This window comes from Pseudomonas sp. EA_5y_Pfl2_R50, assembly GCF_963970475.1.
Classification (GTDB): Bacteria; Pseudomonadota; Gammaproteobacteria; order Pseudomonadales; family Pseudomonadaceae; genus Aquipseudomonas.
Genome location: NZ_CAXAPT010000012.1, coordinates 69,586 through 96,440, shown reverse-complemented (window position 1 = coordinate 96,440; position 26,855 = coordinate 69,586). Strand labels below are relative to the sequence as shown.

General features: G+C 59.5%; 27 protein-coding genes, 1 tRNA gene and 3 pseudogenes. 15 read left to right on the top strand and 16 right to left on the bottom strand.

The genetic code is table 11. The annotated features are described in order from the left end of the window. The first annotated feature begins 20 nt into the window (after positions 1-20). The 7 genes from uca to AACY19_RS20320 all read left to right on the top strand — a co-directional run bounded on the left by uca (position 21) and on the right by AACY19_RS20320 (position 9,537). Entirely contained in the window at positions 21-3,668 is a 3,648-nt protein-coding gene (gene uca, locus AACY19_RS20350; protein ID WP_339453341.1) for an urea carboxylase, read from the top strand. 24 nt (positions 3,669-3,692) lie between these two features. After that, positions 3,693-5,465, top strand: a complete 1,773-nt coding sequence (gene atzF / locus AACY19_RS20345) for an allophanate hydrolase (protein ID WP_339453339.1) — start codon at positions 3,693-3,695, stop codon at positions 5,463-5,465. Between the two features lie 201 nt (positions 5,466-5,666). Further along, on the top strand, positions 5,667-7,154 hold the full coding sequence (locus AACY19_RS20340) for a sensor domain-containing diguanylate cyclase (protein ID WP_339453337.1): 1,488 nt from the start codon (positions 5,667-5,669) through the stop codon (positions 7,152-7,154). Then, positions 7,147-7,377: a cysteine-rich CWC family protein gene (locus tag AACY19_RS20335; RefSeq protein WP_038358305.1), complete on the top strand. Its 231-nt coding sequence runs from the start codon at positions 7,147-7,149 to the stop codon at positions 7,375-7,377. Before AACY19_RS20340 ends, AACY19_RS20335 begins: the two co-directional genes overlap by 8 nt. A gap of 33 nt (positions 7,378-7,410) precedes the next feature. Beyond that, complete coding sequence (locus tag AACY19_RS20330; protein ID WP_339453332.1) at positions 7,411-8,103, top strand: pseudouridine synthase; 693 nt, start codon at positions 7,411-7,413, stop codon at positions 8,101-8,103. Between the two features lie 317 nt (positions 8,104-8,420). After that, positions 8,421-9,305 (top strand): alpha/beta fold hydrolase, encoded by an 885-nt coding sequence (locus AACY19_RS20325; protein ID WP_339453330.1) that lies wholly within the window; start codon positions 8,421-8,423, stop codon positions 9,303-9,305. A 158-nt stretch (positions 9,306-9,463) separates the two neighbouring features. Then, positions 9,464-9,537: transfer RNA gene (locus AACY19_RS20320), tRNA-Gly, on the top strand. Between the two features lie 13 nt (positions 9,538-9,550). Here AACY19_RS20320 and AACY19_RS20315 read toward each other — a convergent pair. After that, positions 9,551-9,961: a hypothetical protein gene (locus tag AACY19_RS20315; protein WP_339453328.1), complete on the bottom strand. Its 411-nt coding sequence runs from the start codon at positions 9,959-9,961 to the stop codon at positions 9,551-9,553. Positions 9,962-10,327: 366 nt separating this feature from the next. Between AACY19_RS20315 and AACY19_RS20310 the strand changes: the two genes are divergently transcribed. From AACY19_RS20310 to AACY19_RS20295, 4 genes and pseudogenes are all read left to right on the top strand, one after another. After that, positions 10,328-10,507, top strand: a complete 180-nt coding sequence (locus AACY19_RS20310; RefSeq protein WP_339453327.1) for a type II toxin-antitoxin system HicA family toxin — start codon at positions 10,328-10,330, stop codon at positions 10,505-10,507. A 36-nt stretch (positions 10,508-10,543) separates the two neighbouring features. Further along, complete coding sequence (locus AACY19_RS20305) at positions 10,544-10,951, top strand: type II toxin-antitoxin system HicB family antitoxin (RefSeq protein ID WP_339453325.1); 408 nt, start codon at positions 10,544-10,546, stop codon at positions 10,949-10,951. Positions 10,952-11,094: 143 nt separating this feature from the next. Beyond that, positions 11,095-11,412, top strand: a complete 318-nt coding sequence (locus AACY19_RS20300; protein WP_102900239.1) for a helix-turn-helix domain-containing protein — start codon at positions 11,095-11,097, stop codon at positions 11,410-11,412. Further along, positions 11,405-12,034 (top strand): annotated as a pseudogene (locus AACY19_RS20295) (HipA N-terminal domain-containing protein); the annotation flags it as partial. The gene AACY19_RS20300 and the pseudogene AACY19_RS20295, both read left to right, overlap by 8 nt. Before the next feature lie 278 nt (positions 12,035-12,312). On the opposite strand, the gene AACY19_RS20290 reads toward AACY19_RS20295, so the two are convergent. Next, a complete protein-coding gene (locus AACY19_RS20290; RefSeq protein WP_108225313.1) occupies positions 12,313-12,675 on the bottom strand; it encodes a DUF6124 family protein in 363 nt (120 codons plus the stop codon). Positions 12,676-13,246: 571 nt separating this feature from the next. On the opposite strand from AACY19_RS20290, the gene AACY19_RS20285 reads away from it, so the two are divergent. Then, a complete protein-coding gene (locus tag AACY19_RS20285) occupies positions 13,247-13,975 on the top strand; it encodes a class I SAM-dependent methyltransferase (protein WP_339453316.1) in 729 nt (242 codons plus the stop codon). Positions 13,976-14,015: 40 nt separating this feature from the next. Here the strand turns inward: AACY19_RS20285 and tam are convergent, their stop codons facing one another. Continuing rightward, the gene (gene tam, locus AACY19_RS20280; RefSeq protein WP_339453314.1) at positions 14,016-14,786 is read right to left on the bottom strand and encodes a trans-aconitate 2-methyltransferase; all 771 of its coding nucleotides are present in this window, start codon (positions 14,784-14,786) and stop codon (positions 14,016-14,018) included. Between the two features lie 165 nt (positions 14,787-14,951). Here tam and AACY19_RS20275 point away from each other — a divergent pair, with 165 nt between their 5' ends. Beyond that, positions 14,952-15,362: a low affinity iron permease family protein gene (locus AACY19_RS20275; RefSeq protein WP_339453312.1), complete on the top strand. Its 411-nt coding sequence runs from the start codon at positions 14,952-14,954 to the stop codon at positions 15,360-15,362. Between the two features lie 45 nt (positions 15,363-15,407). On the opposite strand, the gene AACY19_RS20270 is transcribed toward AACY19_RS20275, so the two are convergent. The 8 genes and pseudogenes from AACY19_RS20270 to AACY19_RS20235 all read right to left on the bottom strand — a co-directional run. Beyond that, on the bottom strand, positions 15,408-15,911 hold the full coding sequence (locus AACY19_RS20270; RefSeq protein ID WP_339453310.1) for a DUF4142 domain-containing protein: 504 nt from the start codon (positions 15,909-15,911) through the stop codon (positions 15,408-15,410). A 76-nt stretch (positions 15,912-15,987) separates the two neighbouring features. Continuing rightward, positions 15,988-16,143 carry a KGG domain-containing protein gene (locus AACY19_RS20265; protein ID WP_150795512.1) on the bottom strand — a complete coding sequence of 52 codons (156 nt, stop codon included), beginning with the start codon at positions 16,141-16,143 and terminating at the stop codon, positions 15,988-15,990. 116 nt (positions 16,144-16,259) lie between these two features. Continuing rightward, positions 16,260-17,609, bottom strand: coding sequence for a sensor domain-containing protein (locus tag AACY19_RS20260; RefSeq protein ID WP_339453304.1), 1,350 nt, complete (start codon positions 17,607-17,609; stop codon positions 16,260-16,262). Positions 17,610-17,693: 84 nt separating this feature from the next. Beyond that, positions 17,694-18,332, bottom strand: a complete 639-nt coding sequence (locus tag AACY19_RS20255) for a LysE family translocator (RefSeq protein ID WP_339453302.1) — start codon at positions 18,330-18,332, stop codon at positions 17,694-17,696. A gap of 60 nt (positions 18,333-18,392) precedes the next feature. Further along, positions 18,393-18,809 carry a fosfomycin resistance glutathione transferase gene (gene fos / locus AACY19_RS20250; protein ID WP_339453300.1) on the bottom strand — a complete coding sequence of 139 codons (417 nt, stop codon included), beginning with the start codon at positions 18,807-18,809 and terminating at the stop codon, positions 18,393-18,395. Positions 18,810-18,813: 4 nt separating this feature from the next. Beyond that, positions 18,814-19,530, bottom strand: a complete 717-nt coding sequence (locus tag AACY19_RS20245; RefSeq protein WP_339453298.1) for a hypothetical protein — start codon at positions 19,528-19,530, stop codon at positions 18,814-18,816. A 234-nt stretch (positions 19,531-19,764) separates the two neighbouring features. Further along, positions 19,765-19,908 (bottom strand): hypothetical protein, encoded by a 144-nt coding sequence (locus AACY19_RS20240; protein WP_339453546.1) that lies wholly within the window; start codon positions 19,906-19,908, stop codon positions 19,765-19,767. Then, positions 19,900-20,016, bottom strand: a pseudogene (locus tag AACY19_RS20235) (LysR family transcriptional regulator); the annotation flags it as partial. The gene AACY19_RS20240 and the pseudogene AACY19_RS20235, both read right to left, overlap by 9 nt. A 353-nt stretch (positions 20,017-20,369) precedes the next feature. Between AACY19_RS20235 and AACY19_RS20230 the strand changes: the two are divergent. Further along, entirely contained in the window at positions 20,370-21,605 is a 1,236-nt protein-coding gene (locus AACY19_RS20230; RefSeq protein ID WP_339453296.1) for a 2-amino-3-ketobutyrate CoA ligase, read from the top strand. Positions 21,606-21,673: 68 nt separating this feature from the next. Here the strand turns inward: AACY19_RS20230 and yiaY are convergent, their stop codons facing one another. Beyond that, positions 21,674-22,822, bottom strand: coding sequence for an L-threonine dehydrogenase (gene yiaY / locus AACY19_RS20225; RefSeq protein WP_339453294.1), 1,149 nt, complete (start codon positions 22,820-22,822; stop codon positions 21,674-21,676). 154 nt (positions 22,823-22,976) lie between these two features. On the opposite strand from yiaY, the pseudogene AACY19_RS20220 reads away from it, so the two are divergent. Next, positions 22,977-23,996, top strand: a pseudogene (locus tag AACY19_RS20220) (DUF4917 family protein). A gap of 72 nt (positions 23,997-24,068) precedes the next feature. Here AACY19_RS20220 and AACY19_RS20215 read toward each other — a convergent pair. From AACY19_RS20215 to AACY19_RS20200, 4 genes are all read right to left on the bottom strand, one after another. Beyond that, positions 24,069-24,413 carry a YegP family protein gene (locus AACY19_RS20215; protein ID WP_339453292.1) on the bottom strand — a complete coding sequence of 115 codons (345 nt, stop codon included), beginning with the start codon at positions 24,411-24,413 and terminating at the stop codon, positions 24,069-24,071. A 158-nt stretch (positions 24,414-24,571) separates the two neighbouring features. Continuing rightward, complete coding sequence (locus tag AACY19_RS20210; protein ID WP_339453290.1) at positions 24,572-24,877, bottom strand: ribbon-helix-helix domain-containing protein; 306 nt, start codon at positions 24,875-24,877, stop codon at positions 24,572-24,574. Between the two features lie 13 nt (positions 24,878-24,890). Beyond that, entirely contained in the window at positions 24,891-25,472 is a 582-nt protein-coding gene (locus AACY19_RS20205; RefSeq protein ID WP_339453288.1) for a DJ-1/PfpI family protein, read from the bottom strand. Between the two features lie 129 nt (positions 25,473-25,601). Continuing rightward, a complete protein-coding gene (locus AACY19_RS20200; protein WP_339453286.1) occupies positions 25,602-26,816 on the bottom strand; it encodes a class I SAM-dependent methyltransferase in 1,215 nt (404 codons plus the stop codon). Between the last annotated feature and the right edge of the window lie 39 nt (positions 26,817-26,855).

Sequence of the window (26,855 nt, the reverse complement as noted above, 5' to 3'; positions counted from 1 at the left end):
TCCCCTTCAGGGGTTATGCCATGTTCGAAAAAGTCCTCATCGCCAACCGTGGCGCCATCGCCTGCCGCATCCTGCGCACCCTCGCCTCACTGCAGGTCAACGGCGTGGCCGTCTATAGCGAAGCCGACGCCGCCAGCCTGCACATTCTGCACGCCGATGAAGCCCACAGCCTCGGTGAAGGCGCCGCCGCCGGCACCTATCTGGCCGTCGACAAGATCCTCGCCATTGCCAAGCAAAGCGGCGCCACAGCGATCCATCCCGGCTACGGATTCCTGTCCGAGAACGCAGCGTTCGCTGAAGCCTGCGAAGCGCAGAACATCGCTTTCATCGGCCCGACGCCGGAGCAACTGCGCGTGTTCGGCCTCAAGCACACCGCCCGCGCGCTCGCCAGACAGTACGGTGTGCCCATGCTCGAAGGCACCGAACTGCTCGACAGCCTCGACGCCGCGCTGATCGCCGGCGAGCAGGTCGGCTACCCGGTGATGCTGAAAAGCACTGCGGGCGGTGGCGGCATCGGCATGCGCGTGTGCCGCAGCGCCAGCGAGTTGAGCGAATCCTTCGAAGCGGTGAAACGCCTCGGCCAGAACAACTTCAGCGACGCCGGCGTGTTCATCGAGAAGTACATCCAGCGCGCCCGCCATCTGGAAGTGCAAGTGTTCGGCGACGGTCGCGGAGAGGTCATCGCCCTCGGTGTGCGCGACTGCTCAGTGCAGCGGCGCAATCAGAAAGTCCTCGAAGAAACCCCGGCACCGAACCTGCCCGACGGCATGGCCGATGAACTGTGTGCGGCGGCAATCCAACTGGCAAAAGCGGTGAACTACCGCAGCGCCGGCACCGTGGAATTCGTCTTCGACAGCGAGGCGCAACGTTTCTATTTTCTTGAAGTGAACACACGCTTGCAGGTGGAACACGGCGTCACCGAACAGGTCTGGGGTGTCGATCTGGTGCGCTGGATGGTGGAACTGGCCGCCGGTGATCTGCCACCGTTGAGCGAGTTGTATCGCCAGCTGAAACCTGAAGGCCATGCGATTCAGGCACGGTTGTATGCGGAAGATCCGGGGCGCGATTTCCAGCCGAGCCCGGGCTTGCTGACGGCGGTGGAATTTCCGCCGGCCAACGGCATTCAACTGCGCATCGACACCTGGGTTGAGGCCGGTTGCGAGATCCCGCCGTACTTCGATCCGATGATCGCCAAGCTCATCACCTGGGCGCCGACCCGCGAACAGGCGCGGGCCGAACTGCATCAAGCGCTGGGCGACAGTCTGTTGTACGGCGTGGAAACCAACCGCGAATACCTGCGGCAGATTCTGCTCGACACGCCGTTCGCCATCGGCGAGCCGTGGACCCGTTGCCTGGAAGGTCTGGTCTATCGCGCCAACACGTTCGAAGTGCTCAGCGCCGGCACTCAAACCAGCGTGCAGGACTATCCGGGGCGCCTCGGCTATTGGGCCGTGGGTGTCCCGCCGTCGGGGCCGATGGACAGCCGCGCGCTGCGGCTGGGCAATCGTCTGCTTGGCAATGCCGAAGGTGCAGCGGCACTGGAAATCACCATGAGCGGGCCGCTGCTGCGTTTCAATTGTGCAGCGGTGATCGCCGTGACGGGCGCGCCGATTGGCCTGACGCTTGAAGGGGCAAGCGTGCCGATGAACACCGCGTTGCTGATCCCGCCGGGCGCGACGTTGCATCTGGGCAGCATCAGCGGCGCCGGCGCCCGCAGTTATCTGTGCCTGCGCGGCGGTTTACAGGTGCCGGATTATCTGGGCAGCAAAAGCACCTTTACCCTTGGTCAGTTTGGCGGGCACGGTGGTCGGGCGTTGCGTGCGGGTGACGTGTTGCATGTGCCTGCTTTGACCGATCACAGCAGTGGGCAACAATTGGCCGAGGCCCACGTTACCGCGTTGCCCGCCGTGCGGCAGATCCGGGTGATCTACGGACCGCACGGCGCACCGGAATATTTCACCGAAAACTACATCGGCACGTTCTTTGAAACCCGATGGGAAGTGCATTTCAACTCCAGCCGCACCGGTGTCCGGCTGATCGGGCCGAAGCCTGAATGGGTGCGCGCCGACGGCGGCGAGGCCGGGTTGCATCCGTCGAACATTCACGACAATCCGTATGCCATCGGTGCGGTGGATTTCACCGGTGACATGCCGGTGATTCTTGGCCCGGATGGCCCAAGCCTTGGCGGGTTTGTCTGCCCGGTGACGGTGATCGAAGCGGACCTGTGGCAACTGGGGCAGCTCAAGGCTGGCGACAACATCCAGTTCATCCCCGTCGACCTCAAGACCGCCCGCGATCTCGCCTGTCAATGGGATTCCCCCTGTGGGAGCGGGCTTGCTCGCGAAACCGGTGTGTCAGACACATTGATGTTGCCTGACACGGCCTCTTCGCGAGCATGCCCGCTCCAACAGGGCTTGGTGTCGCCTGTGGTGTTGGCGCTGGGTCAGGGGGATCGGCAGCTTGTGGCGCGGGTTTCCGGGGATACGCATCTGTTGCTGGAAATCGGCGCGCCTGAACTCAATCTTGTTTTGCGCTTTCGCGCCCACGCGCTGATGCAGGCACTGGAAAGCAAAACCCTGCACGGCGTAATCGACCTCACCCCCGGCATTCGCTCGCTGCAAATCCACTACCAGCCCGAGCAACTGCCGCTGGCCGATCTGCTCGGCATCATCGCCGGCGAGTGGGACGCGGTGTGCGCCGCCAACGACCTGCAAGTGCCGTCGCGCATCGTCCATTTACCGCTGTCCTGGGATGATCCGGCCTGCCAGTTGGCCATCGAGAAATACATGACCACCGTGCGCAAGGACGCACCGTGGTGCCCGAGCAATCTGGAGTTCATTCGTCGCATCAACGACCTGCCCAACCTCGACGAAGTGCAGCGCACGGTGTTCGATGCCAGCTATCTGGTGATGGGCCTCGGCGACGTTTATCTCGGAGCGCCCGTCGCCACGCCGCTCGATCCGCGCCATCGTCTGGTGACGACCAAATACAACCCGGCACGCACCTGGACCGCCGAGAATTCGGTGGGCATCGGCGGCGCCTATATGTGCGTCTACGGCATGGAAGGCCCCGGCGGTTATCAGTTTGTCGGGCGCACCTTGCAGATGTGGAATCGCTACCGCGAAGTCGCCGCGTTCGACGGCAAACCGTGGCTGCTGCGCTTCTTTGATCAGATTCGCTTCTACCCGGTCAGCGCCGAAGAATTGCTGCGTATCCGCCGCGATTTTCCACTGGGACGCTTCGACCTCGACATCGAACACAGTCAGCTCAACCTTGCCGACTATCAGGCTTTTCTCAATCGCGAAGCCGAGGGCATCAGCGCCTTCCGCGCCCGGCAACAGGGCGCCTTCACCGCCGAGCGCGAACGCTGGATCGCCAGCGGTCAGGCGCACTTCGACAGCGAGGAAGCGGTGGCCGAACCCAGTGAAGACGCGCCGCTGGCCGATGACGAACACAGCGTCGACAGCCACATCGCCGGCAATCTCTGGCAGGTGCAGGTCGAGGTCGGCAGCCGTGTCGCCGCAGGCGATGTGCTGGTGATTCTCGAGTCGATGAAGATGGAAATCCCGGTGCTTGCGCCACTGGCCGGGGTGGTGCGCGAGATTCGCGTGCAGCCGGGTTCGGCAGTGCGCGCCGGACAACGGGTCGTGGTGCTGGCACTCGACTGAAGCCAATTGGATAAGGATCTACTCATGAATCTGCAACTCGATGTTCTGCGCCATGCCTATCGCAATGGCGACACCACACCGCGTCAACTGCTGCTGAAACTACGGGAAAAAGCGGCCGCGCTGAACCCGGATTATCACCTGTTCATCCACTTGCTCAGCGCCGCCGAACTGGAACCCTATCTCGCTGCCCTCGACGGGCGCGACCTCGACAGCCTGCCACTGTACGGCGTGCCGTTTGCGATCAAGGACAACATTGATCTGGCGGGCATTCCCACCACCGCCGCGTGCCCAGACTTCGCGTCTGTGCCAGAACGCTCGGCGACCATCGTCGAGCAGTTGATCGCCTTGGGGGCGATTCCGCTGGGCAAGACCAATCTCGATCAATTTGCCACCGGGCTCAATGGCAGCCGCTCGCCTTATGGCGCGTGTCCGAACAGTGTGTTGCCGGAGTATCCGTCCGGCGGTTCCAGCGCCGGTTCGTCGCTGGCAGTGGCATTGGGCGTGGCGAGTTTTGCCTTGGGCACCGACACCGCAGGCTCCGGTCGGGTGCCGGCGGCACTGAACAATCTAGTCGGGTTGAAGGCGAGCAAGGGGCTGATTTCCACGGCCGGAGTGCTGCCCGCATGCCGCACGCTGGATTGCGTGACTACGTTCACCGCCACTGCGCGTGAGGCCAGCCAGTTGCTGGCGCTTGTCGCCCAACTCGATCCGCGCGATGAATACAGCCGTCGCAACCCATCGTGGAATGACGGCTCGGCGTTTGGTGCGCCACGGGCGTTTCGGTTCGGTGTGCCGCGCGCGCAGGACCTCGAATTTTTCGGCTGCGTCGAAGGCCCGCTGCTGTTCGGCGATGCCATCGACCGGCTCAAGGCCTTGGGTGGCGAAGCGGTCGAACTGGATCTGTCGCCGTTCCTTGAAGCCGCGCGCTTGCTTTACGAGGGGCCGTGGGTCGCCGAGCGCTACAGCGTGGCGGGCGAATTGATGGAACAAAATCCCGAGGCCGTGTTGCCGGTGATCCGCGCTGTGCTCGCCAAGGCGCCGGCGGTGACCGGCGTGCAAACCTTCCGCGCGCAATATCGGCTGCAAGCCTTGAAAGCCCTGTGCGATCAGGCCCTCGAAGGCCTCGACTGCGTATTGACCCCAACCATCGGCCGCCCGGTGACGCTGGCCGAACTGCACGCCGAACCGGTGCTGCGCAATTCCGAACTGGGTTACTACACCAACTTCATGAACCTGCTCGACTACGCTGCCGTCGCCGTGCCAAGCGGGTTTATGAGCAATGGATTGCCGTGGGGCGTGACGCTGTTTGGCCGCGCGTTCACCGATCAATATCTGCTGAGCGTGGCCGATGCGCTGCAGCGTCAAGAGGATTGCGACCTGCCGACACCGGCGAACGCAGCGCGCCATGATCGCGCACGCATCGTGGTGTGCGGCGCGCATCTGCAGGGGTTGGCGCTGAACTGGCAACTGACTCAGCGCGGTGGGCGCTTGCAGGAGGCGACGTTCAGTTCCCCGGACTACCAACTGCATGCGTTGGCCGGCGGCCCGCCATTGCGGCCGGGCATGGTGCGGGTCAAGGAGGGCGGCGTGGCGATTGCGGTGGAAGTGTGGGAGTTGCCGAGCAGCGAATTGGGCTCGTTCCTCACCGGAATTGCGGCACCGCTTGGACTGGGCAAGGTGCAACTGGCGGATGGGCGTTGGGAGAGCGGGTTTATCTGCGAACCGTATGGTTTGGAGGGTGCGCTGGATATCAGTCATCTGGGCGGGTGGCGGGCTTACCTCAAAACCCTGGCCTGACTCTCCCCCCCTGTGGGAGCGGGCTTGCTCGCGAAAGCGGTGCGTCCTTCAACACTGATGCGACTGACCCACCGCCTTCGCGAGCAAGCCCGCTCCCACAAGTGCAAGGCAGGAACGACCATTCGCGCCGCACATGAAGCAGTTATTTTCACGCAGGGCCACTAGAATGCATGCCATCGGGCCACTGCCAACGGATCTGCCATGCCGCTTCGTTCTCCCCTGTACTCGCAACGCTCGCTGGTTCTGACGCTGATCGCTCTGCTCGGCGCCGGGTTCCTCGCGACTTCACTGCTGAGTTACTACGCCTCGCGCGCGTCGATCCGCGACAACATCGTCAACACCGAACTGCCGCTGACGTCCGACACGGTCTACTCGGAAATCCAGAAAGACCTCGTCAGACCGATCCTCATTTCCTCGATGATGTCCCGCGACACCTTCATGCGCGACTGGGTGGTCAACGGCGAGCAGAACCCCGAGCAAATGACCCGCTACCTCGACGAAGTCATGACTCATTATGGTGCCTACACCGCGTTCTTCGTTTCCAACGCCAGCCTCACCTACTACCACGCCAAAGGTGTGCTCAAGCAGGTCAAGGTCGATGAACCGCGCGATGCCTGGTACTTCCGCGTCCGCGACATGCAAGCCCCTTACGAAATCAACGTCGATCCCGATCTGGCCAACAAGGACAACCTGACTTTCTTCATCAACTACAAAGTCTACGACTACAACAACCGCTTCATCGGCGCGGCCGGCGTAGGCCTGACGGTGGATGCAGTGATCAAGCTGATCGACAGGTATCAACAGCGCTATCAACGCAGTGTGTATTTTGTCGACACCTTCGGCCGCCTCGTGTTGACCGGCGCCGAAGGCGGGCCACAAGGCGCGCATATTGGTCAGAGCCTGAGCGAACTGGAGAGCATGAAAAGCCTGATCAGCCAGTTGCCCAAACCGCACACCGGCAGTTACGAATACTCCGCCCACGGCCAGGGGCATTTCCTCAATGTCCGGTTTATTCCGGAGTTGAACTGGTACCTGTTCGTCGATAAACGCGAGGACGGCGCACTGAGCGAAATCCGCCAGTCGCTGTACCTGAACCTGCTGATTTGCCTGCTCGTCACGCTGATCGTACTGGCCTTGCTCAACCGCGTGATCAAGCGCTTCCAAGCCAAAATCCAGGCCCAGGCGACTCTCGACAGCCTTACCGAACTGCCGAACCGGCGTGGCTTCGACATCCTCGCCGCGCAAGCTCTGCACGAAGCGCAACGCGAGACCAAACCGCTGACGGCATTGTTGCTCGACCTCGATCACTTCAAGGCGTTGAACGACACCTACGGACACATGGCCGGTGATCAGGTGTTGATCGGTTTTGCCCGCGATCTGCAAAGTTGTCTGCGCCACGCCGACATCGTCTGCCGCTGGGGCGGTGAGGAATTTATCGTATTGTTGAAGGACACAGACGGCGACACCGGTCAGAAAATTGCCGAAAAGATCCGCCAACACGTCGAACAGCACGAATATGCCTACAACGGCCACCGCCTCAATCTGACGGTGAGCATCGGCGCCACCACCCTGCAACGCGATGACACCTTGCACAGCCTGCTGTCGCGGGCCGATCATGCGATGTACCGGGCCAAACAAACCGGTCGCAATCGCACCTGCGTGGAAATGCCTCACTCGACTTATGCCTGATTCTGACGTGAAACCCGACCTTTGCCCGGCCTGCGGTGCCCGCAACGACTGCAGCCTGGCCGACCCGCGCACCGCCGACCGTGAATGCTGGTGCTATGGCGTGAGCATCGACCCCGCCGTGCTTGAAGCGCTGCCACCAGAACTGCGCAACCAATCCTGCCTGTGCCCGCGCTGCGCTCAGGTCGAGGCGCAACTGCAAGCGGCCAAGCGGCCAATCCCGTAAGATGCGCGCCCCTGAATCTGCCGAATCCTGACCATGCGCGTCGACCGTTTCCTCAGCAACCTGCCCCGCTACAACCGTCAGCAGGTTCGCCTGTTGCTGGTGGAAAAGCGCGTGCGGGTTGACGGAAAAATCGTCAGCGATCCGCACAGCGAAGTGCTGGAATTCAGCCGTGTCGAAGTCGATGACGAAGTTTTGCAAAGCGGCAAACCGGCGCGTTATTTCATGCTGCACAAGCCGCCAGGCTGCGTCAGCGCCACCCGCGATCCGCAACACCCCACAGTGCTCGACCTGCTCGATGAACCCGACAAGGACGACCTGCACATCGCCGGACGCCTGGATTTCAACACCACCGGCCTGATGCTGATCACCAACGACGGCGCGTGGTCGCGTCGCCTGACCCAGCCGCAGACCAAACTGCCGAAGGTGTATTACGTCGAGACCGAACAGGAGATTGGCGCGCAATACGCGATCACTTTTGCCGAGGGGATCTACTTCGCCTTCGAAGACTTGACCACGCAACCGGCGCAACTGGAGCTGCTCGGCCCACGCTCGGCACGGCTGAGCATCGTTGAGGGGCGTTACCATCAGGTGAAGCGCATGTTTGGTTTCTTCAACAACAAAGTGCTGCGCTTGCACCGCGAATCCATGGGGCTTCTGCACCTCGATAACGCGCTAAAACCGGGCGAGTACCGCGCTTTGCGCACCGAAGAGATTCATTTGTTCTAAGCCCGCGACCGCTCAGCAGAAGTTGTCGAACAATTTACCAACGGCACTTGCGCGATGCCGACTCCCCTGCTTGAATCAGGACGTCGGCCAGATTGTGACCGATGAGTCACAACATACCTCTAAGAAACTTTTTGTCGGTCGTCAGCCCTCAGGGTTGCGCCTCAGCCGACAGACTGCCCGCCAATAACAATACCCGTCGACCTGCCTTACCGGATCGACATGGGCCAAGCAAATTCCAGGCGTATGCCTACCTGTCACAAAGCTCGTGCAATCTCTATTTGCGCGCATACCCGCTTGCTTGCCAGGAGTCTTATGACATGAGGCCAGAAATCGCTGTGCTGGATATACAGGGTCAGTATCGGGTTTACACGGAGTTCTATCGCGCAGACGCCGCAGAAAAGACCATCATCCTGGTCAACGGCTCGATGGCTACCACTGCGTCGTTTGCACAGACTGTGAAAAACCTGCACCCGCAATTCAACGTGGTCTGCTACGACCAGCCCTACGCGGGCCGGTCAAAAGCCCACAACCGCCATGAGAAACATCTGACGAAGGACGTCGAGGGGCAGATTCTGCTCGAGCTCATCGACCACTTCGCCGCCGAACACGTGCTGTCGTTCTCCTGGGGCGGCGCCGCGACCCTGGTCGCCCTCGCCCACCAGCCACGGCGGATTGAACGGGCGGTGATCAGCTCGTTCTCGCCGGTCATCAACGCGCACATGCTCGACTACCTCGAACGCGGCGTCGACTACCTCGGCCAACGTGACGGCGACCGCGTCGGCCATCTGGTCAACAACACCATCGGCAAACACCTGCCGTCACTGTTCAAGCGCTTCAACTATCGCCACGTCAGCAGCCTGGCCGAGCACGAATACGGGCAGATGCACTTCCACATCAACGACGTGCTGCACAGCGACCGGCAGTGCTATCTGAATGCCGCGAAAAAGATCAACGTGCCCGTGCTGTTTCTAAACGGCGAATGGGACGAATACACCGCTGCCGAAGACGCACGCCTGTTCGGTAACCACGTGGCCCAGAGCACGTTTACCACGCTGCAAGCCACCGGGCACTTTCTCGACATGGAACACAAAGCGGCATGCCGCGACAGCCAGAACGCCTTGCTCGGCTTTCTGAAACCGGCGCAACAGGCCAGCCGAACGCGTTACTCGTTTGTTCAGGATCAACATGCATTGGCTATTTGAAAAAGAGTCGTCGCGAGCGAGGCTGCGGGACTGAGATTTTGCTTTTCTCACCGCAGTGCTCGCCCGCGATTGACCGTTTTAAACGATTTAAAGCGTTCATGAGCAAAAGAAAAACTTCAAATCCGTGGCCGAGTCTGGTACAAAGTCAGCCGCTCTGAGCGGGTATAGTTTAATGGTAGAACAGTAGCTTCCCAAGCTTCCGACGAGGGTTCGATTCCCTCTACCCGCTCCACTCAATTTTTGTCTCACGTTGTGTTTTTTGACGGGGGATGCAGGAATAGAAAAACCGGCCTACAGGGCCGGTTTTTTTGTGGCTGGGATTTGAGGTTGGTAAAAGGGGAGTACGCAAGCCCATTCGCAGACTTCATCCTGCTCGGTGACATTTTCGGATGAGGCGTTCGCGAAGCGGCTTCTGAAGCAACGAGTGCCGGTTGCTTTCGATTGTGCTGAAGGCTCGGAGAAGGAGGAGCGGCCTCGTTTAAGAGCAGTTCAGCCCCAAGCAACACTTCGATGATGCGATCCTTACGATAGGTTTTAGGAAAGGTATCGCTGGCCGATCGTCCTTGAATGTAAACCGAATTCTCTGACCATTGAATCAACTCTCGCTGACTTAAATCGCCCTTTGCATCTCTATAGCTGAATTTTAGAGTCGACATCCGTTTCACTCCCTTCTGACGATCACATGGCCAAATTCCATGCATTACTACGCTGGCTTTATCGAGAGGTGATTTCCTCTCAACAGGCTCGTTGAATTTCCATGACCTTCGCCCATTAGAGTTCAACGTTAGCTGCCCGAGCAGTGACGTCAGAAAAAGATGTGTTCCATCATTTTGCAGCGGAAGATCGCCACATGAACATAAGCAAAACCCGGTAACACACCCACCTCGCTATCGCTTCTGCCTTACCTAGACTGCGGCAAGCCACCCCGCCCGTCAGAGGACGACGATCGACCGGTGGTTATAGTGTTGATCATATTAATTCAATAGGTATAGTACCCACCAAGCACACCACAGGGAGGTGTTGTGAATAGCCGTTTTTTAATCGGCCAACTCGTCGCAGACGGTTGGTATCCGGTACGGATCAAAGGAAGTCACCACCACTTCAAGCATCCGACCAAACCAGGACTGGTCACCGTGCCACATCCGAAAAAGGATCTGCTGAAGAAAACGGCCATCAGTATTTTGCAGCAGGCGCTGCTTTGACTCTCTGAGTCAGTTGCGCCATGGAGGACAACAAATATGCTCTACCCGATTGCGATTTCAATTGGCGATGACCAACACGCCTGGGGTGTAGAAGTCCCGGACATTCCTGGATGCTTTTCCGCCGGAGAGGATCTGGACGATGCCGTCGCCATGGCTCGCGAAGCCATTGAAGGTCATTTCGAGATTCTCGCGGACGACGACGCCCCCATTCCAGCGGCCAGCAAACTGAACCTGCACGTGGCCAACCCGAAATACGCCGGTTGTGCTTGGGCCGTGGTCGATATAGATGTCGTGAAGTACTTGGGCAAAGCCCAGAAACTCAACATCACTTTGCCGGGGCATTTGCTTAACCGCATTGACGAATATGTGTTGCATCACCCGGAAGAAAAAAGCCGCTCGGGCTTTCTGGCGTCGGCGGCTCTGAAAGTTTTGCAGCAGGGTTGAACCATGGCGCGTCAACCCGTGCTGGCCTATCCTACCCATTAAACCTAAATACATTTTCTTGTGAGTTAAATTATTTTTTTAGGTTTAATCCACAGTATATTGTGTACTGATAATCAAAACTGAACGCCGACGGTACACACGACATGCTGGATTTAAGCCTCACTACCGCGAGCGAGATCGTCAAACGGATTTGCCAACGCCTGCGCACAGAGCGATTGGCCTTGGAGATGACACAAGCAGACGTGGCCGCTCGCGCGGGCATTGCGACGAATACGGTGTCAAACCTTGAAGCCGGTCGTAATGTCAGTTTCGACAACATGGTGCGAGTGGCGATGGTGCTCGGACGCGAAAAGGAGCTCGAAGGGTTGTTTCTGCCAAGGCTCGAAACTCTTGACGATATGATTCGCTACGAAAAGACGGCCAAGCGTCATCGCATCAAAAGGAAAGCCGACAATGCTTGAACAAGTTGACGTCTACTACGAGGGCTGGGGTGAACGTTGGCGGTGGGGCACACTTGCTACGACGAAAGCCCTGACCGGTCGCCCGCAGGTCATGTTTGAGTACAGCGATGAGGCAAAAAACAGAGGGCTGGAACTCTCGTCCTTGAGGCTTCCATTACAGGGAGCCAGGTTAAACCGGGATTTCCCGTCACATCAGTTGGGACTGCCTGGGCCGGTTTATGACTCGCTGCCAGATGGCTGGGGCATGTTGCTGATGGACCGATTGTTCAAACGTCGTGGCCTCAACCCCGTGCGAATAGGTCCTTTGGAGCGGCTAGCCTACATTGGCAACAATGCCATGGGGGCCATGTCGTTTGAACCTGTTGCGCCCGAGGCGCTGGAACCGCAAATGCATGTTCCCATCGAGCTGCTCGCGTCCGAAGTGCAGGAGGTACTCAAAGGTAAAGGTGGAGAGCTTCTCCAGAAACTGCTACTGGTCGGAGGCTCTCCACAGGGCGCCCGACCCAAAGCGCTGGTGTATCGCGATCCGCACACTGACGCCTTTACTACGGCTGCCACTCCCGGTTTCGAAGCCTGGTTGGTGAAGTTTCCGGCTCAGCAAGAACATCCCGAGGTGTGCGCCAATTGGAAGAGAAAACCTGCTCATCCTTGCAGTGGAGGCTGAAGTAAACGCCGCTACGGCCGCCGACATCATTGACAGATTTTGCGAGGTAGCTAGCCGATTCTCAGCCATGGCTGAAAGTTTGTATCCGGGTGTGATCACCCAGGAAACCTTGCGCACCATTCAACAACGCATCGACCAAAACATCGGGCTACTTGCCTGAGTTCGTGCTGCCAATTAGCAGTCTCGAGAAACCGGCACTAATTGGCCGGTTTCTTTGGCGTCCTAAAGCGATCGGGTTAACCCGCTGGCACGACCTTATCCAGGGCCTGATTCACCGCCAATTCCCCCAACATGACCACCTGTGCGATGCCGAGTGCGGTCTTGCGGTGTGAGGTGTCCAGCAGCGCGGCGAAGTTGTTGAGCATGGTGGTGGCAGAGCCGAGTGTTTCGCTGGCGTTGGCCAGCAGAGACTCGGTGTCGTAGGCAGGATTGGCGAGGTACATCGGTTCGGGTTCGTGGTTGGAACCCATGATTCTGGCCGTGGGGCTGAGATAGTGGTCGAGCGCGCGTTCAGCGGCTTCGTGGAATTTCTTTGAGTTGGGTGATTCGTAGGGGGATGCCGGATCGGTTTCCGGCGGATTGGGCGTAACCTTGAACATTGGATTGAGACCTTTTAGTAAGGCCGCAACCGATCTCGCTACTAAACGGATGGGTGGCAGCTGTGCGCAAGTTAGTAGACCGGACCCCAATCCAAATCCGGCGCACCCGAGGGCGCCATGCGCACAGCCACCATCAGGTGCAAGCATTTGCCTGACTGAGTGGAACTCATGCAGCTATTTGAATTGAAGATTGCAGGCTACTAAACCCGATCACTGGAAATCAGTGACGCGAACCAAGTTACCGACCGCCTCCCCAGCGCACAAGCCGGCGGATTCTGGCGCACCAGTAGGCAACGGCGCAAGGTTTTGTAGGCTTCAGGACGTAACGCCGCACCGCGTTAAACGCCATCCTCAGAAGGCGTTTATGCAGCGGAAAAACACAGCGATTTTTCCGACATTACAGATCGACAACACTCCACCGGTTTTCACCCTCCGCACAACCGACTAGCATTTCCCCATCGACCACCACCCTCCCCCTGCGCGGCCATCGACGAATACGCGCCACTACTTTCGAGGGATTCCATCGCGGCCACTTTGCCGCTGACGACCGAACGCAAAAGAGCCTTTCACCATGACGCAAAACATTTACGACGACCCCGAATTCTTCCAGGGCTACAGCCAGATGAACCGCTCTATCGGCGGCCTCGACGCGGCGCCGGAGTGGCCGGCGCTCAAGGCTCTGCTGCCGTCCATGCACGGTTTGAACGTGGTGGATCTGGGCTGCGGTTATGGCTGGTTCAGCCGTTGGGCCATCGAGCATGGCGCGGCCAACGTGCTGGGGCTGGATGTCTCGGAGAAAATGCTGGAGCGCGCGCGGGCGACCACAACGACGCCGAACATCCGTTATGAACGTGCCGATCTGGAACGCCTCGACCTGCCTGCCTGCAATTTTGATCTGGCTTACAGCTCACTGGCGCTGCACTACATCAAGGATTTGCCGGGGCTGTTTGCGCACCTGTACACCGCGCTGAAACCGGGTTCGCACTTCGTGTTTTCCATCGAACATCCGATCTTCATGGCCCCGCGTCATCCGGGCTGGCTGGTGGACAGCGAAGGCAATAAACGCTGGCCGCTGGACAGCTATCAGATGGAGGGTGAACGGGTGACAAACTGGCTGGCTGAGGGCGTGATCAAACAGCACCGCACAGTGGGGACATTGCTCAACTCGCTGATCGACGCAGGGTTCACGATTCGTCATGTCAACGAATGGGGACCGAGCGATGCCGACGTCGCGGCGCAACCGGCGCTGGCGGAAGAACGAGAACGTCCGATGATGATGTTGGTAGCGGTGCAGCGCTGAGCCCTAACCCTCTCCCAGAGGGAGAGGGGGGCAATTTATTTCAGCGCGTCGCAACGATAAACAACCGTGGAAACGGCAACAGCACCGAGCCATCCGTCAACGCCGGATAAGCCTTCCTGACCTGCGCCAGATACTGCTCCAGGTACTGCGCCTTTTCCGACTCGCTCAACGGACTCAAAAACGGAATCAACCCGCTACCCTTGAACCATTCCACCACCCCCGCCGCCCCGCCAGACAGCTGATGGTGATAGGTCGTGCGCCACACATCGACCCGCGCACAATGCGGTCGCAGCATCGAGAAATAATCACTGGCACTCGCCATGTCAGTACGCTGCCCCGCAGCGCCGCCGAGCTTGCTCGCCCACGGGCCCTTCGCGGCGACTTCACGCATCAAGTGGTGTGAGGGTTCATTGAGGTTATCCGGCATCTGGATCGCCAGACTGCCACCGGCCGACAACTTGCTCGCCAACGCCGGCAACAACGTCGCGTGATCCGGCACCCACTGCAACACGGCGTTGGCGAAAATCACATCAAACGGCCCGCCATCGGCCCACTGATCAATCTCGGCCACCTCGAACTGCAACTGCGGCAAGCGCTTGCGCGCGGCGTCGATCATGTCAGGCGAACTGTCGAGCCCACTGACGCGCGCTCCTGGAAAACGTTGAACCAGCAACTCCGTCGAATTGCCGGGGCCACAACCGATATCGACCACTGTTCGCGCTTCAGGCGCGGGAATCGCCGCCAGCAGATCCCGGGCCGGGCGGGTGCGTTCATCTTCGAAAGCGACGTATTGTTTGGCGGACCAACTCATTGCGTTCTCCTGTCGGGGCATTTCAGCGGTTCGACACCATACCTCTATCTGGCGCGCCTGCCTGCCCTACCAACGTCCGGTGACGTCAGCGGATTTGTAATCAGAATTTTCCACCCGCCGCAGATGTCTGAATTTCATGCACTCGCCCCCATAAGGAAAACGGCCATGAAATTCGCAAAAATCTCCCAAAAACTCGCGATGGTGGCCGGCAGTCCCAAGACCTTCATGAGCGCGTTGATCCTGATCGGACTGTGGGGTTTGAGCGGGCCCATTTTCGATTACAACGACACCTGGCAACTGATCATCAACACTTCCACCACGATCATCACCTTCCTGATGGTGTTCCTGATTCAGAATACGCAGAACCGCGACACTGACATTCTGCACTTGAAAATCGATGAGTTGCTGCGGGTGAGCAAAGAGGCGCAGAACGCGATGCTCGGACTGGAGGCGCTGGATCTGAAGCAGTTGGAGGCGTTGCGCAGGCACTACCGCTCGCTGGGCGAAGGTGAGGTGTTCAATCTTGAGGGGCTCGGTGAAAAGAGCAAGCCGACGCAGGATTTGAATGAGTGTTGAAAACAGAAAACGGCGCGTTTGCGCCGTTTCCTTGAACTCTGCCGACTAGCGACTGGCCTGCAGCTGGCGGGCCATTTGCAGATGATTTTGCAGTTTCGGCAGCGTCTCGTCAGCGAAGGCCTTGATCTCCGGCACGTCGGTAGTCTGCGCTTCCTGCTGAATCTGTTCGATGGCCTCTTCGGTGGCTTTGACCTGACTGGCGGCGTAGGCCTGATCGAAGGTGTCACCGTCCTTCACTTGCGGCATCAACTCCTTGGCCTTGTCGGCCAGTTCCTCGCGGGGTGCGACGGGCAGGTCGAGCTTCTTGGCGATTTTCGCCAAGTGCTGATTGGCCGTGGTGCGGTCGTTGATGACGACGATGGTGTAGTCCTTGACCTCTTTGGATTCGGCCTTGCCGTGAGCCAGTCGACTGGCCTCGATGTCGGCCATGCCTTTGGCCGAGGCATCGTTGATGAAATCGGCGGGCGACTGGGCAAAAGCAGTACTGGCACACAGGCCCAACAGCGATGCAAAACTCATGGTGCGTATATGGGTGGCCATCCGGCTCATGGTCGCGCCCTCCTCACTTGCGAAATTCAAGCGGGAGCTGACGCCCCCGCCTCTCAATCAAAACTACCTTCACCGACTATTTCGATTTCTGAGCGGGCTTGCGGCCCATGTCTGGTTTTGGCTCTTTGTCGACAGTCGTTGTGGTGGTTTTCCCACCTTTGCGACCGGCTTCAGAGGCCTTGGTTCGATCGTTGGCGAAGTTTCCCGAGTTCGAGTTCCTTGAATCAGGCATGATTCTCTACCTCTTGGTAATGATCGTGGCGAGCAGGTGCCCGCCTTGATTGAGAATTTTCTGGCCGCCAAAGGTTTAGAAAATTTGCAGTTGCCGCGACGAACGGCGGCGACGGATCAGCTATTGAGCGCGTGATGGTTCAAGCGTTTGGCGGCGTACATCGCCTGATCGGCATGGCGGAACAGTTGCTGTTCTTCACTGCCGTGCTCTGGATAGCGGGCAACGCCGATGCTGGGTTCGATGTGCAGATTGTGACCATCGAGGCGCATCGGTTGCACCAGTATCTGTCGGATCTTTTCCGCCACGCCGTCAGCATCTTCCGAAGCCTGAACGCTGTGCAGCAGCACAACAAATTCATCGCCGCCAATTCTGGCCACGGTGTCGCTATCGCGCACGCAACCCTTGAGGCGATTGGCGACGGTTTGCAGGAGCATGTCGCCGACGGCGTGACCAAAGGTGTCGTTGACCTGTTTGAAGCGATCCAGATCGACATACAACAACGCCATATGCCCGGATTGCTCGCGAGCGCCGGCCAGTGCGGCCTTGAAGCGATCACGCAGTAATTCGCGATTGGGCAGTTGCGTCAGTTGATCGTATTGCGCCATGCGCCGCAGCCGAGCGTGCAATTGCTGGCGCTCTATGGCCGTCGCGACCTGGGCGCAAACGTATTGCAGCAATTCCTTGTCCTGCTCGGTGTAGCGTTCGCCACCGGGCAGGCTTTTGACGATCAAGGCGCCGATGGTGCCGTTTTTCGAGTTCAACGGTACACCGAGCCAACAAGGCGAGTTCTGCCCCGCCACCAGTTCGGCGAATTCAGCCGGGGAATCCGCACTGTCCGGCGTCAGCAGAATCGGCTGGCCGCTTCGGATCACTTCCGCGCACAGGCGTCCGGTGACGGTGCCCGGCTGCTCGGGCTGCAATTCATGATCGTCGACGTGATAAGGGAAATTCAGTTGCGCGCAGTGCTCGTCGTACAGCGCGACAGAAAAATTCAGTGCCGGCAGCCATTCACCAATGATCAGGTGAATGCGTTTGAACAGCGCAAGCAGATCCTCGGCCACATGTGCCGCTTCGGAGATCGCGTACAGCGCAGCCTGTCGCGATTCAGCCTGCTTGCGCTCGGTGATGTCGCGGGCGACCGCAATGCGTAGTTGATCGACTTCCGACCAGCGCGCCGACCAGAGAATGTGGGCGACGCTGCCATCCTTGCGCAGGTAACGGTTTTCGAAGTTGAGCTTGGGCTCGCCGCCCATGATTTCGCTGGCAGCCGCAAGCGTGCGTTGGCGATCCGCCGGGTGCACCAGGTCGATCATTTGCCGGCCGATCAATTCTTCAGGCGAATAGCCGAAAACGCGCTCACAGGCGGCACTGACAAAAACAAATCGACCCTGCTTGTCCACCGCGCAAACGGCGTCCAGCAACAGGTCGATGTAACTCGCCAACGGCGCGGAATTTCGGCTTTCCATGGTTCAGTGTGGATGTCCGGATAATGCAGCACTGATCGATCAACCATCCCTGACCTCTTGATTGCGCATCCCTGCACGCACGTCTCAAGCCTTGTTCGGCATCAATCCCGGCAGCGCATGCGCCAGTGCGTTGATGGCGAAACCGATGAACATCACGCCGCACAGCCGGGTGATCAGCAACTCATGGCGTTGATAGATCGTGCGTACCCGCTGCGCGCCGACCACGCCAATGAGGATAGCGTAGGCCAGCAGGCCGCCGAAGAAACTCAGGGCAATCAGTGCCGGCAGCATCGACCAGTTGAGCAATTCGGCGCGGCTCGACAGCAACGCCGTGAAGGTCGCCACCGCCACCGGGTACGCCTTGGGGTTGGTCAGGCCGAACAGGATGCCGTGCCAGAACGGATTGCGCGCCGCTCCCTGCGGCGCGTCACCGTCACGGCGCCGAGCGCGCACCGCACGCCAGCCGAGCCAGAACAGGTACAGGCCGCTGAGCACACCGAGCACATCGAACGCGGTACTGCCGATTTCCCGGGCGCCGACAATCGCGATCAGCGCGGTGCTGCACCAGACCACATCGCCGAGCAGATGCCCGCAAAGAAACCCCGCCCCGGCCCGCCGCCCGTGGGCTGCACCGATGCCGAACACCGCCAGCACGCCCGGCCCGGGCGTAATGCCGTAAATGAAACCCGAGGCCAGCACGGCCATTAGCAACGATGGAGTCATGGAAAACCTGCAAGCGCCAGAATACGTGGTCGCCAGTCTATAACAGACAAATGTGTCTGATCATGACTCGTCGTAAAAACGCATGCCGGCATACGTTTTTTGCCGACACGCTGCCAGCCGTGAAGCGAGATCGCCGACATGGGCCTCGAGTTTATGGCCGTCGGGATCGAGAAAGTAGAACGATGCACCTTCGCTGCGGTTATCACGCCATTCCTGCACGTTCGCCGCTTTCAACCTGTCGACGAAGAGAGGGAAATTCCTGGCATCGAGGCTGAAAGCGTAATGGGTGTAGCCGGTGCCGGGCCCGGTTTCGCGCAGTGGATCGAGCGACAGGCACAACCACAATCCCGGCAACGAGAGATAAGCCCCGGCGTCCCAACTGGCCTCGACGCGCAGTAGCAGCAGATCGCCGTAGAACGCGAGGCTGCGCTCCAGATCGCTGACTGCGAGGGTCAAGTGGTTGAGGCCGGTAAGCATCGCGTCAGTAACCTCTGAAGTCTTCGGGGACGATGTATTGCTGACCATCGTAGACCAGCGTGATTCGTGTCTGCTTCAGATACGCGGTTTTCGAGAGGCACTCTTTGCCCGACTGGGTGTTGGTCACTTTAGTGCCGTTGGTGGTGATGAGCAGATCGGCCAAGCCATGGTGGCTGGTCGAACCGATTTCGACGGTGCGACGGATCTTCTTCACATACCCTTCGCAGTCATTGGTGAACTCACCGTTGCTCTTGGCGACGACCAGCCCCTCCAGCACCGGACGCAACTCCGCGCCTTCGCGGACATACAGAGCCAGATCGGTTTTCTCGTAAGGATTGGCGCGGGAGCTGTGGGAAAACCTTGAGCGCAGACCAAACGCCCGCACGCCAGGCGTCAGGCGGTAGCGAGCCGTGTCAATGCGCACATCTTCCAGGCGCACCGCATCGGAGTTGTAAGCGCCCGGTTTACGGTAAGTGGCGATGGGCCTGGCGTCGCTGGCATTGAGAATCGCCAGATCCAGATCGAAGGCTCCGGCATCGTCCCCGCCGGCATCGGCCAGGTAGGTGGACTTGACCGAAATCGCCTGACTCGGGAAGGCCGGCCAGACAATGCAACGCGACATGGATTTGCCGTCAAAACGCTGGGTGGTGCAGGCGGCTTGGGCTTGGCTGGTGATGGCCAGCAAACCAAGGGAAATCAGGAGTCTGGTTGGAGTGAGCATTGTTCTTCCTTGATAAAAATCGTGTTGAGCAGGCTGGTTACAGGCCTTTGAAGCCGGGTGGCAGAACGTATGACTTTCCGTCATAACGCAGTGTGGTCAGCACGGATTTGTACACCGTGGTTTTATCTTCACAGGCATCGCCCTCTCCCTCGCTGGTTGTACCCGTTTCCCGAGTTTTGACGATCAGGTCCGCGTACCCGTGGGAGCTCGTTTTCGCGACTTCCAAGGTTCTTGTCATTTCGCTGCGTTGTCCAGTGCACGTGTCATCCCACTCGCCGCTGCCTGCCCCGCCAGCCACCAACCGCACAATGCCGCACACCCGATCCAGTCAGACTTCACTGTCACTTCACGCTCCTTGATCACGTTTCTGCCGCGCACTATCCCCTCCTCAATCCTGCGATTCAACCCATTCAGCGCCTGATCCCCACCCCGTCGCTTGTGCCACGCCAGCACAAACGTGGAGGGCGGTGTCTTGAACGGGAGTGGCTGTTGGCTGGTGTTGTGAATCCATGAACTTTCAGTGACCGGAAGTTCGTCTTCGCGAGCAAGCCCGCTCCCACAGTTGAAATGCGTTTCTCCTGTGGGAGCGGGCTTGCTCGCGAAGGCGTAAGGACAGGCGCCCAGACGTTCAAGCCGTAGGACGCCGCCAGCAATGAGCCATTCAGGTCGGACAAGCGAATGATCCGGGACTTTTCGAGGTTCCGCCCTACAGACAAAACGCCGACAACCCTCAGCAATGGCAGAAACGTCCGATTCTGGCCTGACGCGTGCCTCGGTAAAGTTTGGCAACACACACATTGCAACATCCCATGGATCGTAATGCTCAAGGAATGTCATCAATGCATCACACGCCCTTCACCCCGCACACGTTTTCCAACTACCGCAAAGCCATTGCCCTGGGCGATCACGACTGGCAAATCGCCGAGAGCGGAAAAATCTCCGGCCTCAACGTCGAAATCCGCCGCCCCAACCTTTTGCTCGACCAGCACGGGCGTCAGTTCCATCATTTCTGCACCACGTCCTATCTGGGCCTGGATCACCATCCGGCGCTGCTCGAAGGCGCGATCAATGCCCTGCGCGACACCGGTTCGCTGCGCGTCGCCAACTCGCGCAATCGCTGCAAACTGGCGATTCTGGAGCACTACGAAAGCGAGCTGTCGCATCTGTTTGACGCTGTGTGCCTGAGCAGTCTGTCGTGCAGCGCGGCCAGTATCGGGGTTCTGCCGTTACTTGCCAGCGGCGTGTTCACGCACAACCGCCCGCCAGTGATGGTGTTCGATCATCTGGCGCATTACTCGATGAGTCATCTGAAGGCCAGTTGTGCCGATGAAACCCAAGTGCTGACCTGTCCACACAACGACATGGATTTTCTTGAATCGGTATGCCAGCGACACGCCACGGTCGCCTACATTGCCGACGGCGCCTACAGCATGGGTGGCGTAGCCAACCTCGACGGTCTTTTGTACCTGAAGGATCGCTACGGCTTGTTCCTTTATGTGGACGACTCTCACGCGCTGTCCACCGTGGGCTTGAATGGCGCCGGGCTGGTGCGCCCAAGGATGCCGGCGCTGGAAGACGACTGCCTGATCGTCGCATCGCTGGCCAACGCCTTCGGCGCCAGTGGTGGTCTGGTGATGGTTGGCAATCTGCGGCAAAAGACGTTGATCCAGCGATATGGCGGCCCGAGCAATTGTTCGCAAAGCCTCAACTGCGCCGCCATCGGCGCCGGTCGGGCATCCATCGAGCTACATCGCAGCGCCGCTTTTTCGGCGATACAGAAACAGCTCCAGGCTAACATCGCGCTGTTTGACAGCCTGATCAGCACCGAGCAACACGGCAGCAGCATGGCCATCCGCTTGATCAGTTGCGGTCAGGCATCGAAGGCCAACCGTGTAGCCATCGAGCTGGCCGAGTCGGGCTTTTTCACCCGCGCGGTCTTTTTTCCGGTGGTTGCACAAGGCAAGGCCGCCATCAAAATCACCTTGCGCGCCGACATGCAGGCGTCGCTGATCCGGCGGTTCTGTGAGGCGGTCACTGAACTGTTGCGCACGCATCGCTGCGATCCCGATGACTGATCGTTTGGCGTGCTGCTGGCGGTCGGCGCGATGCTCTGGGTGAGGTTCGCGCCGTCGCCTGCCAACCCTTAGAAAGCGTTGCGGAAGATTTCCTCGATCTGGCGTTGATCCGCCGCCCGAGGGTTGGTCAAACCGCAGGCGTCTTTCAGCGCATTGCCGGCAAGCACCGGAATGTCGGCGAGCCTGGCGCCGAGTTCGCGTAATCCCCCGGGAATCTCGACGTCCCTGGCCAGGCACCGAATCGCCGAAATCGCCGCTTGCGCGCCCTCTTCCGGGCTGAAACCTCGAATGTCCGCGCCCATCGCGTGAGCCACATCGGTCAGCCGGTCGGCGCAGACCAGCGCATTGAAGGTCTGCACATGGGGCAACAGCACGGCATTGCACACACCGTGGGGCAAGTCATAGAAACCGCCCAATTGGTGAGCCATCGCGTGGACGTAACCGAGGGACGCGTTGTTGAACGCCATGCCGGCGAGGAACTGCGCGTAAGCCATGTTCTCCCGCGCGGCGAGGTCACTGCCGTCGCGCACGGCCAGGCGCAGGTTGTTGCTGATCAGGGTCATGGCCTTCAGTGCGCAGGCGTCGGTAATCGGGTTGGCCGCTGTGGAGACATAGGCTTCGATGGCGTGGGTCAAGGCGTCCATCCCGGTGGCGGCCGTCAGGTGCTTGGGCATCGCGACCATCAGCTCGGGGTCGTTGACCGACAGCAGTGGCGTGACGTTGCGGTCAACGATGGCCATTTTCACGTGGCGTGATTCGTCGGTGATGATGCAGAAGCGGGTCATTTCGCTGGCAGTGCCGGCGGTGGTGTTAATGGCGATCAGCGGCAATTGCGGCTTGCTCGATTGATCGACGCCTTCATAATCGCGGATCTGCCCGCCGTTGGTCGCGCACAGAGCGATGCCTTTGGCGCAGTCGTGGGGCGAGCCACCGCCGAGGGACACGACAAAATCGCAGCGGCTTTCCTTGAGCAAGCCCAGCCCGGACTCGACGTTGGCAATGCTCGGGTTCGGCTTGGCGCCGTCGAAGATCACAGAATCGATGTCCTGCATCGCCAGCTTCTCGGCCACCATAGTCGCGACGCCCGCCTTGGCCAGCCCCGCGTCGGTGACGATCAGCGCTTTGCGAAACCCGTAGTTGCGAATCGCGATCATGGCTTCGTCGAGGCAGCCATTGCCCATGATGTTGACCGCCGGAATGAAAAAGGTGCTGCTCATGGTGCGTCTCCTGACAGGGGCCGAATCGACGGCTGCGATCTGGCGGATGCCTACAGGATCGACCGATCAGTCACCGCGGATGTTGATCTGGCTCAATGCCCGCACGTGATAAAGTCGCCACCCATCAGCCCCTTTGTTTGAGACCGCCTACGCAATGACCGATTTTCTGGATGTCGACGCCACCCTCGAAGACTGGAATGCCCTGCGCGCGACCACTGAATTTCGTGGCTTGTTGCTGGGCAATGGCGCCAGCCGCGCCGTGTGGGACGACTTCGGCTACGACTCGCTGTTCGAGAACGCCCGCACCGTGGAAGAGAAACCGCTGAGCCCGTCGGAACTGGCGGTGTTCGATGCCATGCAGACGCGCAGCTTCGAGCAAGTCCTCGGCGCGCTGAAAACCACCAGCCGGGTCAACAAGGCCCTGGCCGTCAGCTCGGCGGCGCCGCGCAATCGCTACTACGCGATCAAGGAAGCACTGATCAACACCGTGCACGCCATGCACATTCCGTGGCGCCTGGTGCAGACCTCGACGCTGGCGACGCTGAATGCGGAACTGACGCGCTTTCGCACGGTGTTCACCACCAATTACGACCTGCTCAACTACTGGGCGCTGCAACACCAAAGCGAGGCCATCGACGACCTGTTCAACGGCGCGAATGCCAGTTTCGATCTGAGCGAAAGCAGCACCGATAAACCACGTCTGCTGTACCTGCACGGCGGTCTGCACCTGGTGCGCAACCAGGACGGCACCGCGCGCAAGCTGACCTAGACCGAGGGCACGTTGCTTGGCAGTTTCGCGATCAACAACACCATCAAGACGCTGGATGACGTGCCGCTGTTCGTCACCGAAGGACCGAGCGCGGACAAGCTCAAGACCATTCGCAGTTCGGATTACCTGTCGTTCTGCTACGAGCAGTTGCTGGAGCATGGCGACAATCTGTGCATCTTCGGCCATGCCCTGGGCGAGCAGGATGCGCACATCGTTCGCGCGCTGCGTTTAGCGAAACCGAAGACTGTGGCGATCTCGATTTACCCGCGCAGTGCGGCGTTCATTCAGCATCAGAAGCGGCATTACGCGAAGGTGTTTGAAGGGACCGGTGTTGAGTTGCGGTTTTTTGATGCCAAGACGCATGCGCTCGGCAATCCGAAGTTGTCGGTGCCCGTCGAGGTTTGATGCAGGCCTGACTGACGCTTTCGCGAGCAAGCCCGCTCCCACAGGGGATTTTTGGTGGATGTGAAAACAGGTTCAGAGGACGGGCAAGGTCTTGTCCTTGATCACTTTGCTCGGTCCGTTCGCCTTGACACTGGCGATGCCTTTATCGCACGCAGCATCCGATGAATAGGCTTCGCTGCTGCCGATGATCTGGTGGTTGGCGGCCTTGAGATTGAAGTACGGATGGCCGTCCTTGGTGGACTTTTTCTCGTAGCGTTCATCCAGCGGACTGTTGGTCTGTACCGAAGCAATGCCGTTATCGGCGGCTGCGCGGGTGGTGTACAGCTCACTGGTCAAAATGGTTTCGGCATTCGCCGCTTTCAGCACGAACCTGAACTGGCCGTTGCTGCTTTTACTGACTTCGTACCATCCGGACATGCGCGTTTCTCCTTGGGCGGTTGAGAGGTTTCGCGCTTCAGAGTAAAGACCAGTCCGGGTTATCTGTCGCTTGCACTGGCCCTATCGCGCATTCCACTTGGAGAACGCGGTCGAAAGTGGGAGCGAGCCCGCTCGCGAATGAGGCAACCCGGTGTCAGCTATTTCATTACCGTCCGCACCACTGAAAGCTCCGGAGCACTCACCCGTCGCTGCGACAGATAGCGCATACAACTCACCCGCAGGAACGAGGCAAAATTCACCACTTCGCCGCGATAATCCATCACTTCTTCATACAGCTTGGCGATGAGCTGGTTGGTGGTCATACCGTCGACCTCGGCGATCTCGCTGAGGATGTCCCAGAACTGATTCTCCAGGCGCAACGTCGTCACCACGCCGCAGATGCGCAACGAGCGCGAGCGTGATTCGTAGAGAATCGGGTCAGCCTTGACGTAGAGCTCGCACATGGCCGAATCCTCGTTACAGGGTGATTTGGGTGCCGAGCAAACCGAGGAATCCGGCCAGCCAGTTCGGGTGCGCCGGCCAGGCCGGCGCAGTGGCCAGATTGCCTTGAACGTGGCCGTCCGTCACCGGGATGTCGATGTACGTACCGCCCGCCAGTCGCACTTCCGGGGCACAGGCCGGATAGGCGCTGCATTCGCGACCTTCGAGCACGCCCGCCGCCGCGAGCAGTTGGGCACCGTGGCAGACCGCCGCAATCGGCTTGCCGGCCTTGTCGAAGGCACGCACCAGGTCGAGGACTTTTTCGTTGAGGCGTAGGTATTCCGGCGCACGACCGCCGGGAATCAACAGCGCGTCGTAGCCGGATTCACTGACGTTGGCGAAATCGAAATTGAGGGCGAACAGGTGACCGGGTTTCTCGCTGTAGGTCTGATCGCCTTCAAAGTCATGGATCGCGGTGCGCACGGTCTGGCCGGCGGTTTTGTCCGGGCACACGGCGTGGACGGTGTGACCGACCATTTGCAGGGCCTGGAACGGCACCATCACTTCGTAATCTTCGACGTAATCGCCGACCAGCATCAGGATTTTTTTCGCGGCCATGGGGAGGTCTCCTCTGGGAAATGCCTGGGAGTGTTCAAGGTAGACCTATTCGAGAGTTGCGGGTAACAACCGGCTACTACCTGAAAGACCGTGTCATCGTTCTTCGCGAGCAAGCCCGCTCCCACACGATCAGAGATAACCATCGGCGCGCAGCAGGGTCTCCAGGCAGTGCTCGCTGATGTTGTAGAAGTCTTTCAACGCCTGAATCTTCACCAGCAACTGCGCCGGGTCCACCGGTTCGGTACGTTTGACAGCGAGGATCATCTTGTTCTTGTTAGTGTGTTCCAGCGAGATGAACTCGAACACTTTGGTCTCGTAGCCACACGCTTCAAGGAACAGCGCGCGCAAACTGTCGGTGACCATTTCCGCCTGCTGACCGAGGTGCAAACCGTATTGCAGCATCGGCTTGAGCAGCGCCGGACTCTGGATCTGCAGGCGGATCTGTTTGTGGCAGCACGGCGAGCACATGATGATCGACGCGCCCGAACGGATGCCGGTGTGGATGGCGTAATCGGTGGCGATATCACAGGCATGCAGGGCAATCATCACGTCCAGCTCGCTCGGCGCCACGCTGCGCACGTCGCCGCACTTGAATACCAGCCCCGGATGATCGAGCTTCGCCGCCGCGGCGTTGCACAGGTTGACCATTTCTTCACGCAACTCGACGCCGGTGACTTCGCCTTCGGCGTTCAAGGTGTTGCGCAAGTAATCGTGAATCGCGAACGTCAGGTAACCCTTGCCCGAACCGAAGTCCGCCACCCGCACCGGTTTGTCCAGCGCCAGCGGCGACGAGGTCAGGGCATGGCTGAACACTTCGATGAACTTGTTGATCTGCTTCCACTTGCGTGACATCGCCGGGATCAGCTCGTGCTGCGCGTTGGTCACGCCCAGGTCCTTGAGGAACGGACGGCTCAGTTCGAGAAAGCGGTTTTTCTCACGGTTGTGCTCGGCGGACGGGGCTTCGCGCAATTGCTGAGGTTTGCTCTTGAACAGCGAGCTCTTGCCCTTTTTGCTGTATTCAAGCTGCGCTTCGTCAGTCAACGCCAGCAAATGCGCATTTTTGAACGAGGCCGGCAGCAGCGCGGCAATCGTCGCCACTCCTTCGCTCAACGGCAGGTTCTTGGTGATGTCGCGCGTCTTGTAGCGATAGACGAAGGACAGATTCGGCTGCGCCTTGACCGTTACCGCTTTGATGATGACCCGCTGTAGATCCGCCTCTTCGCCGACGTATTTGGCCAGCACCAGTTTGATGAAGCCGTTCTGCTCGAGGCTGGTTTGCAGCAGCTCGATGAACTGGGCGTGGTGATCGGGCGCGGGCTTGGTTGCAGGAGCAGTAACGGACATGGAAAAGCGGCCTCGGACGGGCGAAATCGGGAATGGCGG

Excerpts from the sequence above, each read along its gene's own strand:
- AACY19_RS20340 (WP_339453337.1), top strand. The coding sequence starts at position 5,667 with ATGCCGCTTCGTTCTCCCCTGTACTCGCAACGCTCGCTGGTTCTGACG.
- AACY19_RS20245 (WP_339453298.1), bottom strand. The coding sequence starts at position 19,530 with ATGCTCACTCCAACCAGACTCCTGATTTCCCTTGGTTTGCTGGCCATC.
- AACY19_RS20255 (WP_339453302.1), bottom strand. The coding sequence starts at position 18,332 with ATGACTCCATCGTTGCTAATGGCCGTGCTGGCCTCGGGTTTCATTTAC.
- tam (WP_339453314.1), bottom strand. The coding sequence starts at position 14,786 with ATGAGTTGGTCCGCCAAACAATACGTCGCTTTCGAAGATGAACGCACC.
- AACY19_RS20200 (WP_339453286.1), bottom strand. The coding sequence starts at position 26,816 with ATGTCCGTTACTGCTCCTGCAACCAAGCCCGCGCCCGATCACCACGCC.
- AACY19_RS20335 (WP_038358305.1), top strand. The coding sequence starts at position 7,147 with ATGCCTGATTCTGACGTGAAACCCGACCTTTGCCCGGCCTGCGGTGCC.
- AACY19_RS20260 (WP_339453304.1), bottom strand. The coding sequence starts at position 17,609 with ATGGAAAGCCGAAATTCCGCGCCGTTGGCGAGTTACATCGACCTGTTG.
- fos (WP_339453300.1), bottom strand. The coding sequence starts at position 18,809 with ATGCTTACCGGCCTCAACCACTTGACCCTCGCAGTCAGCGATCTGGAG.
- atzF (WP_339453339.1), top strand. The coding sequence starts at position 3,693 with ATGAATCTGCAACTCGATGTTCTGCGCCATGCCTATCGCAATGGCGAC.
- yiaY (WP_339453294.1), bottom strand. The coding sequence starts at position 22,822 with ATGAGCAGCACCTTTTTCATTCCGGCGGTCAACATCATGGGCAATGGC.
- uca (WP_339453341.1), top strand. The coding sequence starts at position 21 with ATGTTCGAAAAAGTCCTCATCGCCAACCGTGGCGCCATCGCCTGCCGC.
- AACY19_RS20305 (WP_339453325.1), top strand. The coding sequence starts at position 10,544 with ATGCTCTACCCGATTGCGATTTCAATTGGCGATGACCAACACGCCTGG.
- AACY19_RS20230 (WP_339453296.1), top strand. The coding sequence starts at position 20,370 with ATGCATCACACGCCCTTCACCCCGCACACGTTTTCCAACTACCGCAAA.
- AACY19_RS20330 (WP_339453332.1), top strand. The coding sequence starts at position 7,411 with ATGCGCGTCGACCGTTTCCTCAGCAACCTGCCCCGCTACAACCGTCAG.
- AACY19_RS20285 (WP_339453316.1), top strand. The coding sequence starts at position 13,247 with ATGACGCAAAACATTTACGACGACCCCGAATTCTTCCAGGGCTACAGC.
- AACY19_RS20275 (WP_339453312.1), top strand. The coding sequence starts at position 14,952 with ATGAAATTCGCAAAAATCTCCCAAAAACTCGCGATGGTGGCCGGCAGT.
- AACY19_RS20205 (WP_339453288.1), bottom strand. The coding sequence starts at position 25,472 with ATGGCCGCGAAAAAAATCCTGATGCTGGTCGGCGATTACGTCGAAGAT.
- AACY19_RS20290 (WP_108225313.1), bottom strand. The coding sequence starts at position 12,675 with ATGTTCAAGGTTACGCCCAATCCGCCGGAAACCGATCCGGCATCCCCC.
- AACY19_RS20215 (WP_339453292.1), bottom strand. The coding sequence starts at position 24,413 with ATGTCCGGATGGTACGAAGTCAGTAAAAGCAGCAACGGCCAGTTCAGG.
- AACY19_RS20210 (WP_339453290.1), bottom strand. The coding sequence starts at position 24,877 with ATGTGCGAGCTCTACGTCAAGGCTGACCCGATTCTCTACGAATCACGC.
- AACY19_RS20315 (WP_339453328.1), bottom strand. The coding sequence starts at position 9,961 with ATGTCGACTCTAAAATTCAGCTATAGAGATGCAAAGGGCGATTTAAGT.
- AACY19_RS20325 (WP_339453330.1), top strand. The coding sequence starts at position 8,421 with ATGAGGCCAGAAATCGCTGTGCTGGATATACAGGGTCAGTATCGGGTT.
- AACY19_RS20265 (WP_150795512.1), bottom strand. The coding sequence starts at position 16,143 with ATGCCTGATTCAAGGAACTCGAACTCGGGAAACTTCGCCAACGATCGA.
- AACY19_RS20300 (WP_102900239.1), top strand. The coding sequence starts at position 11,095 with ATGCTGGATTTAAGCCTCACTACCGCGAGCGAGATCGTCAAACGGATT.
- AACY19_RS20270 (WP_339453310.1), bottom strand. The coding sequence starts at position 15,911 with ATGAGCCGGATGGCCACCCATATACGCACCATGAGTTTTGCATCGCTG.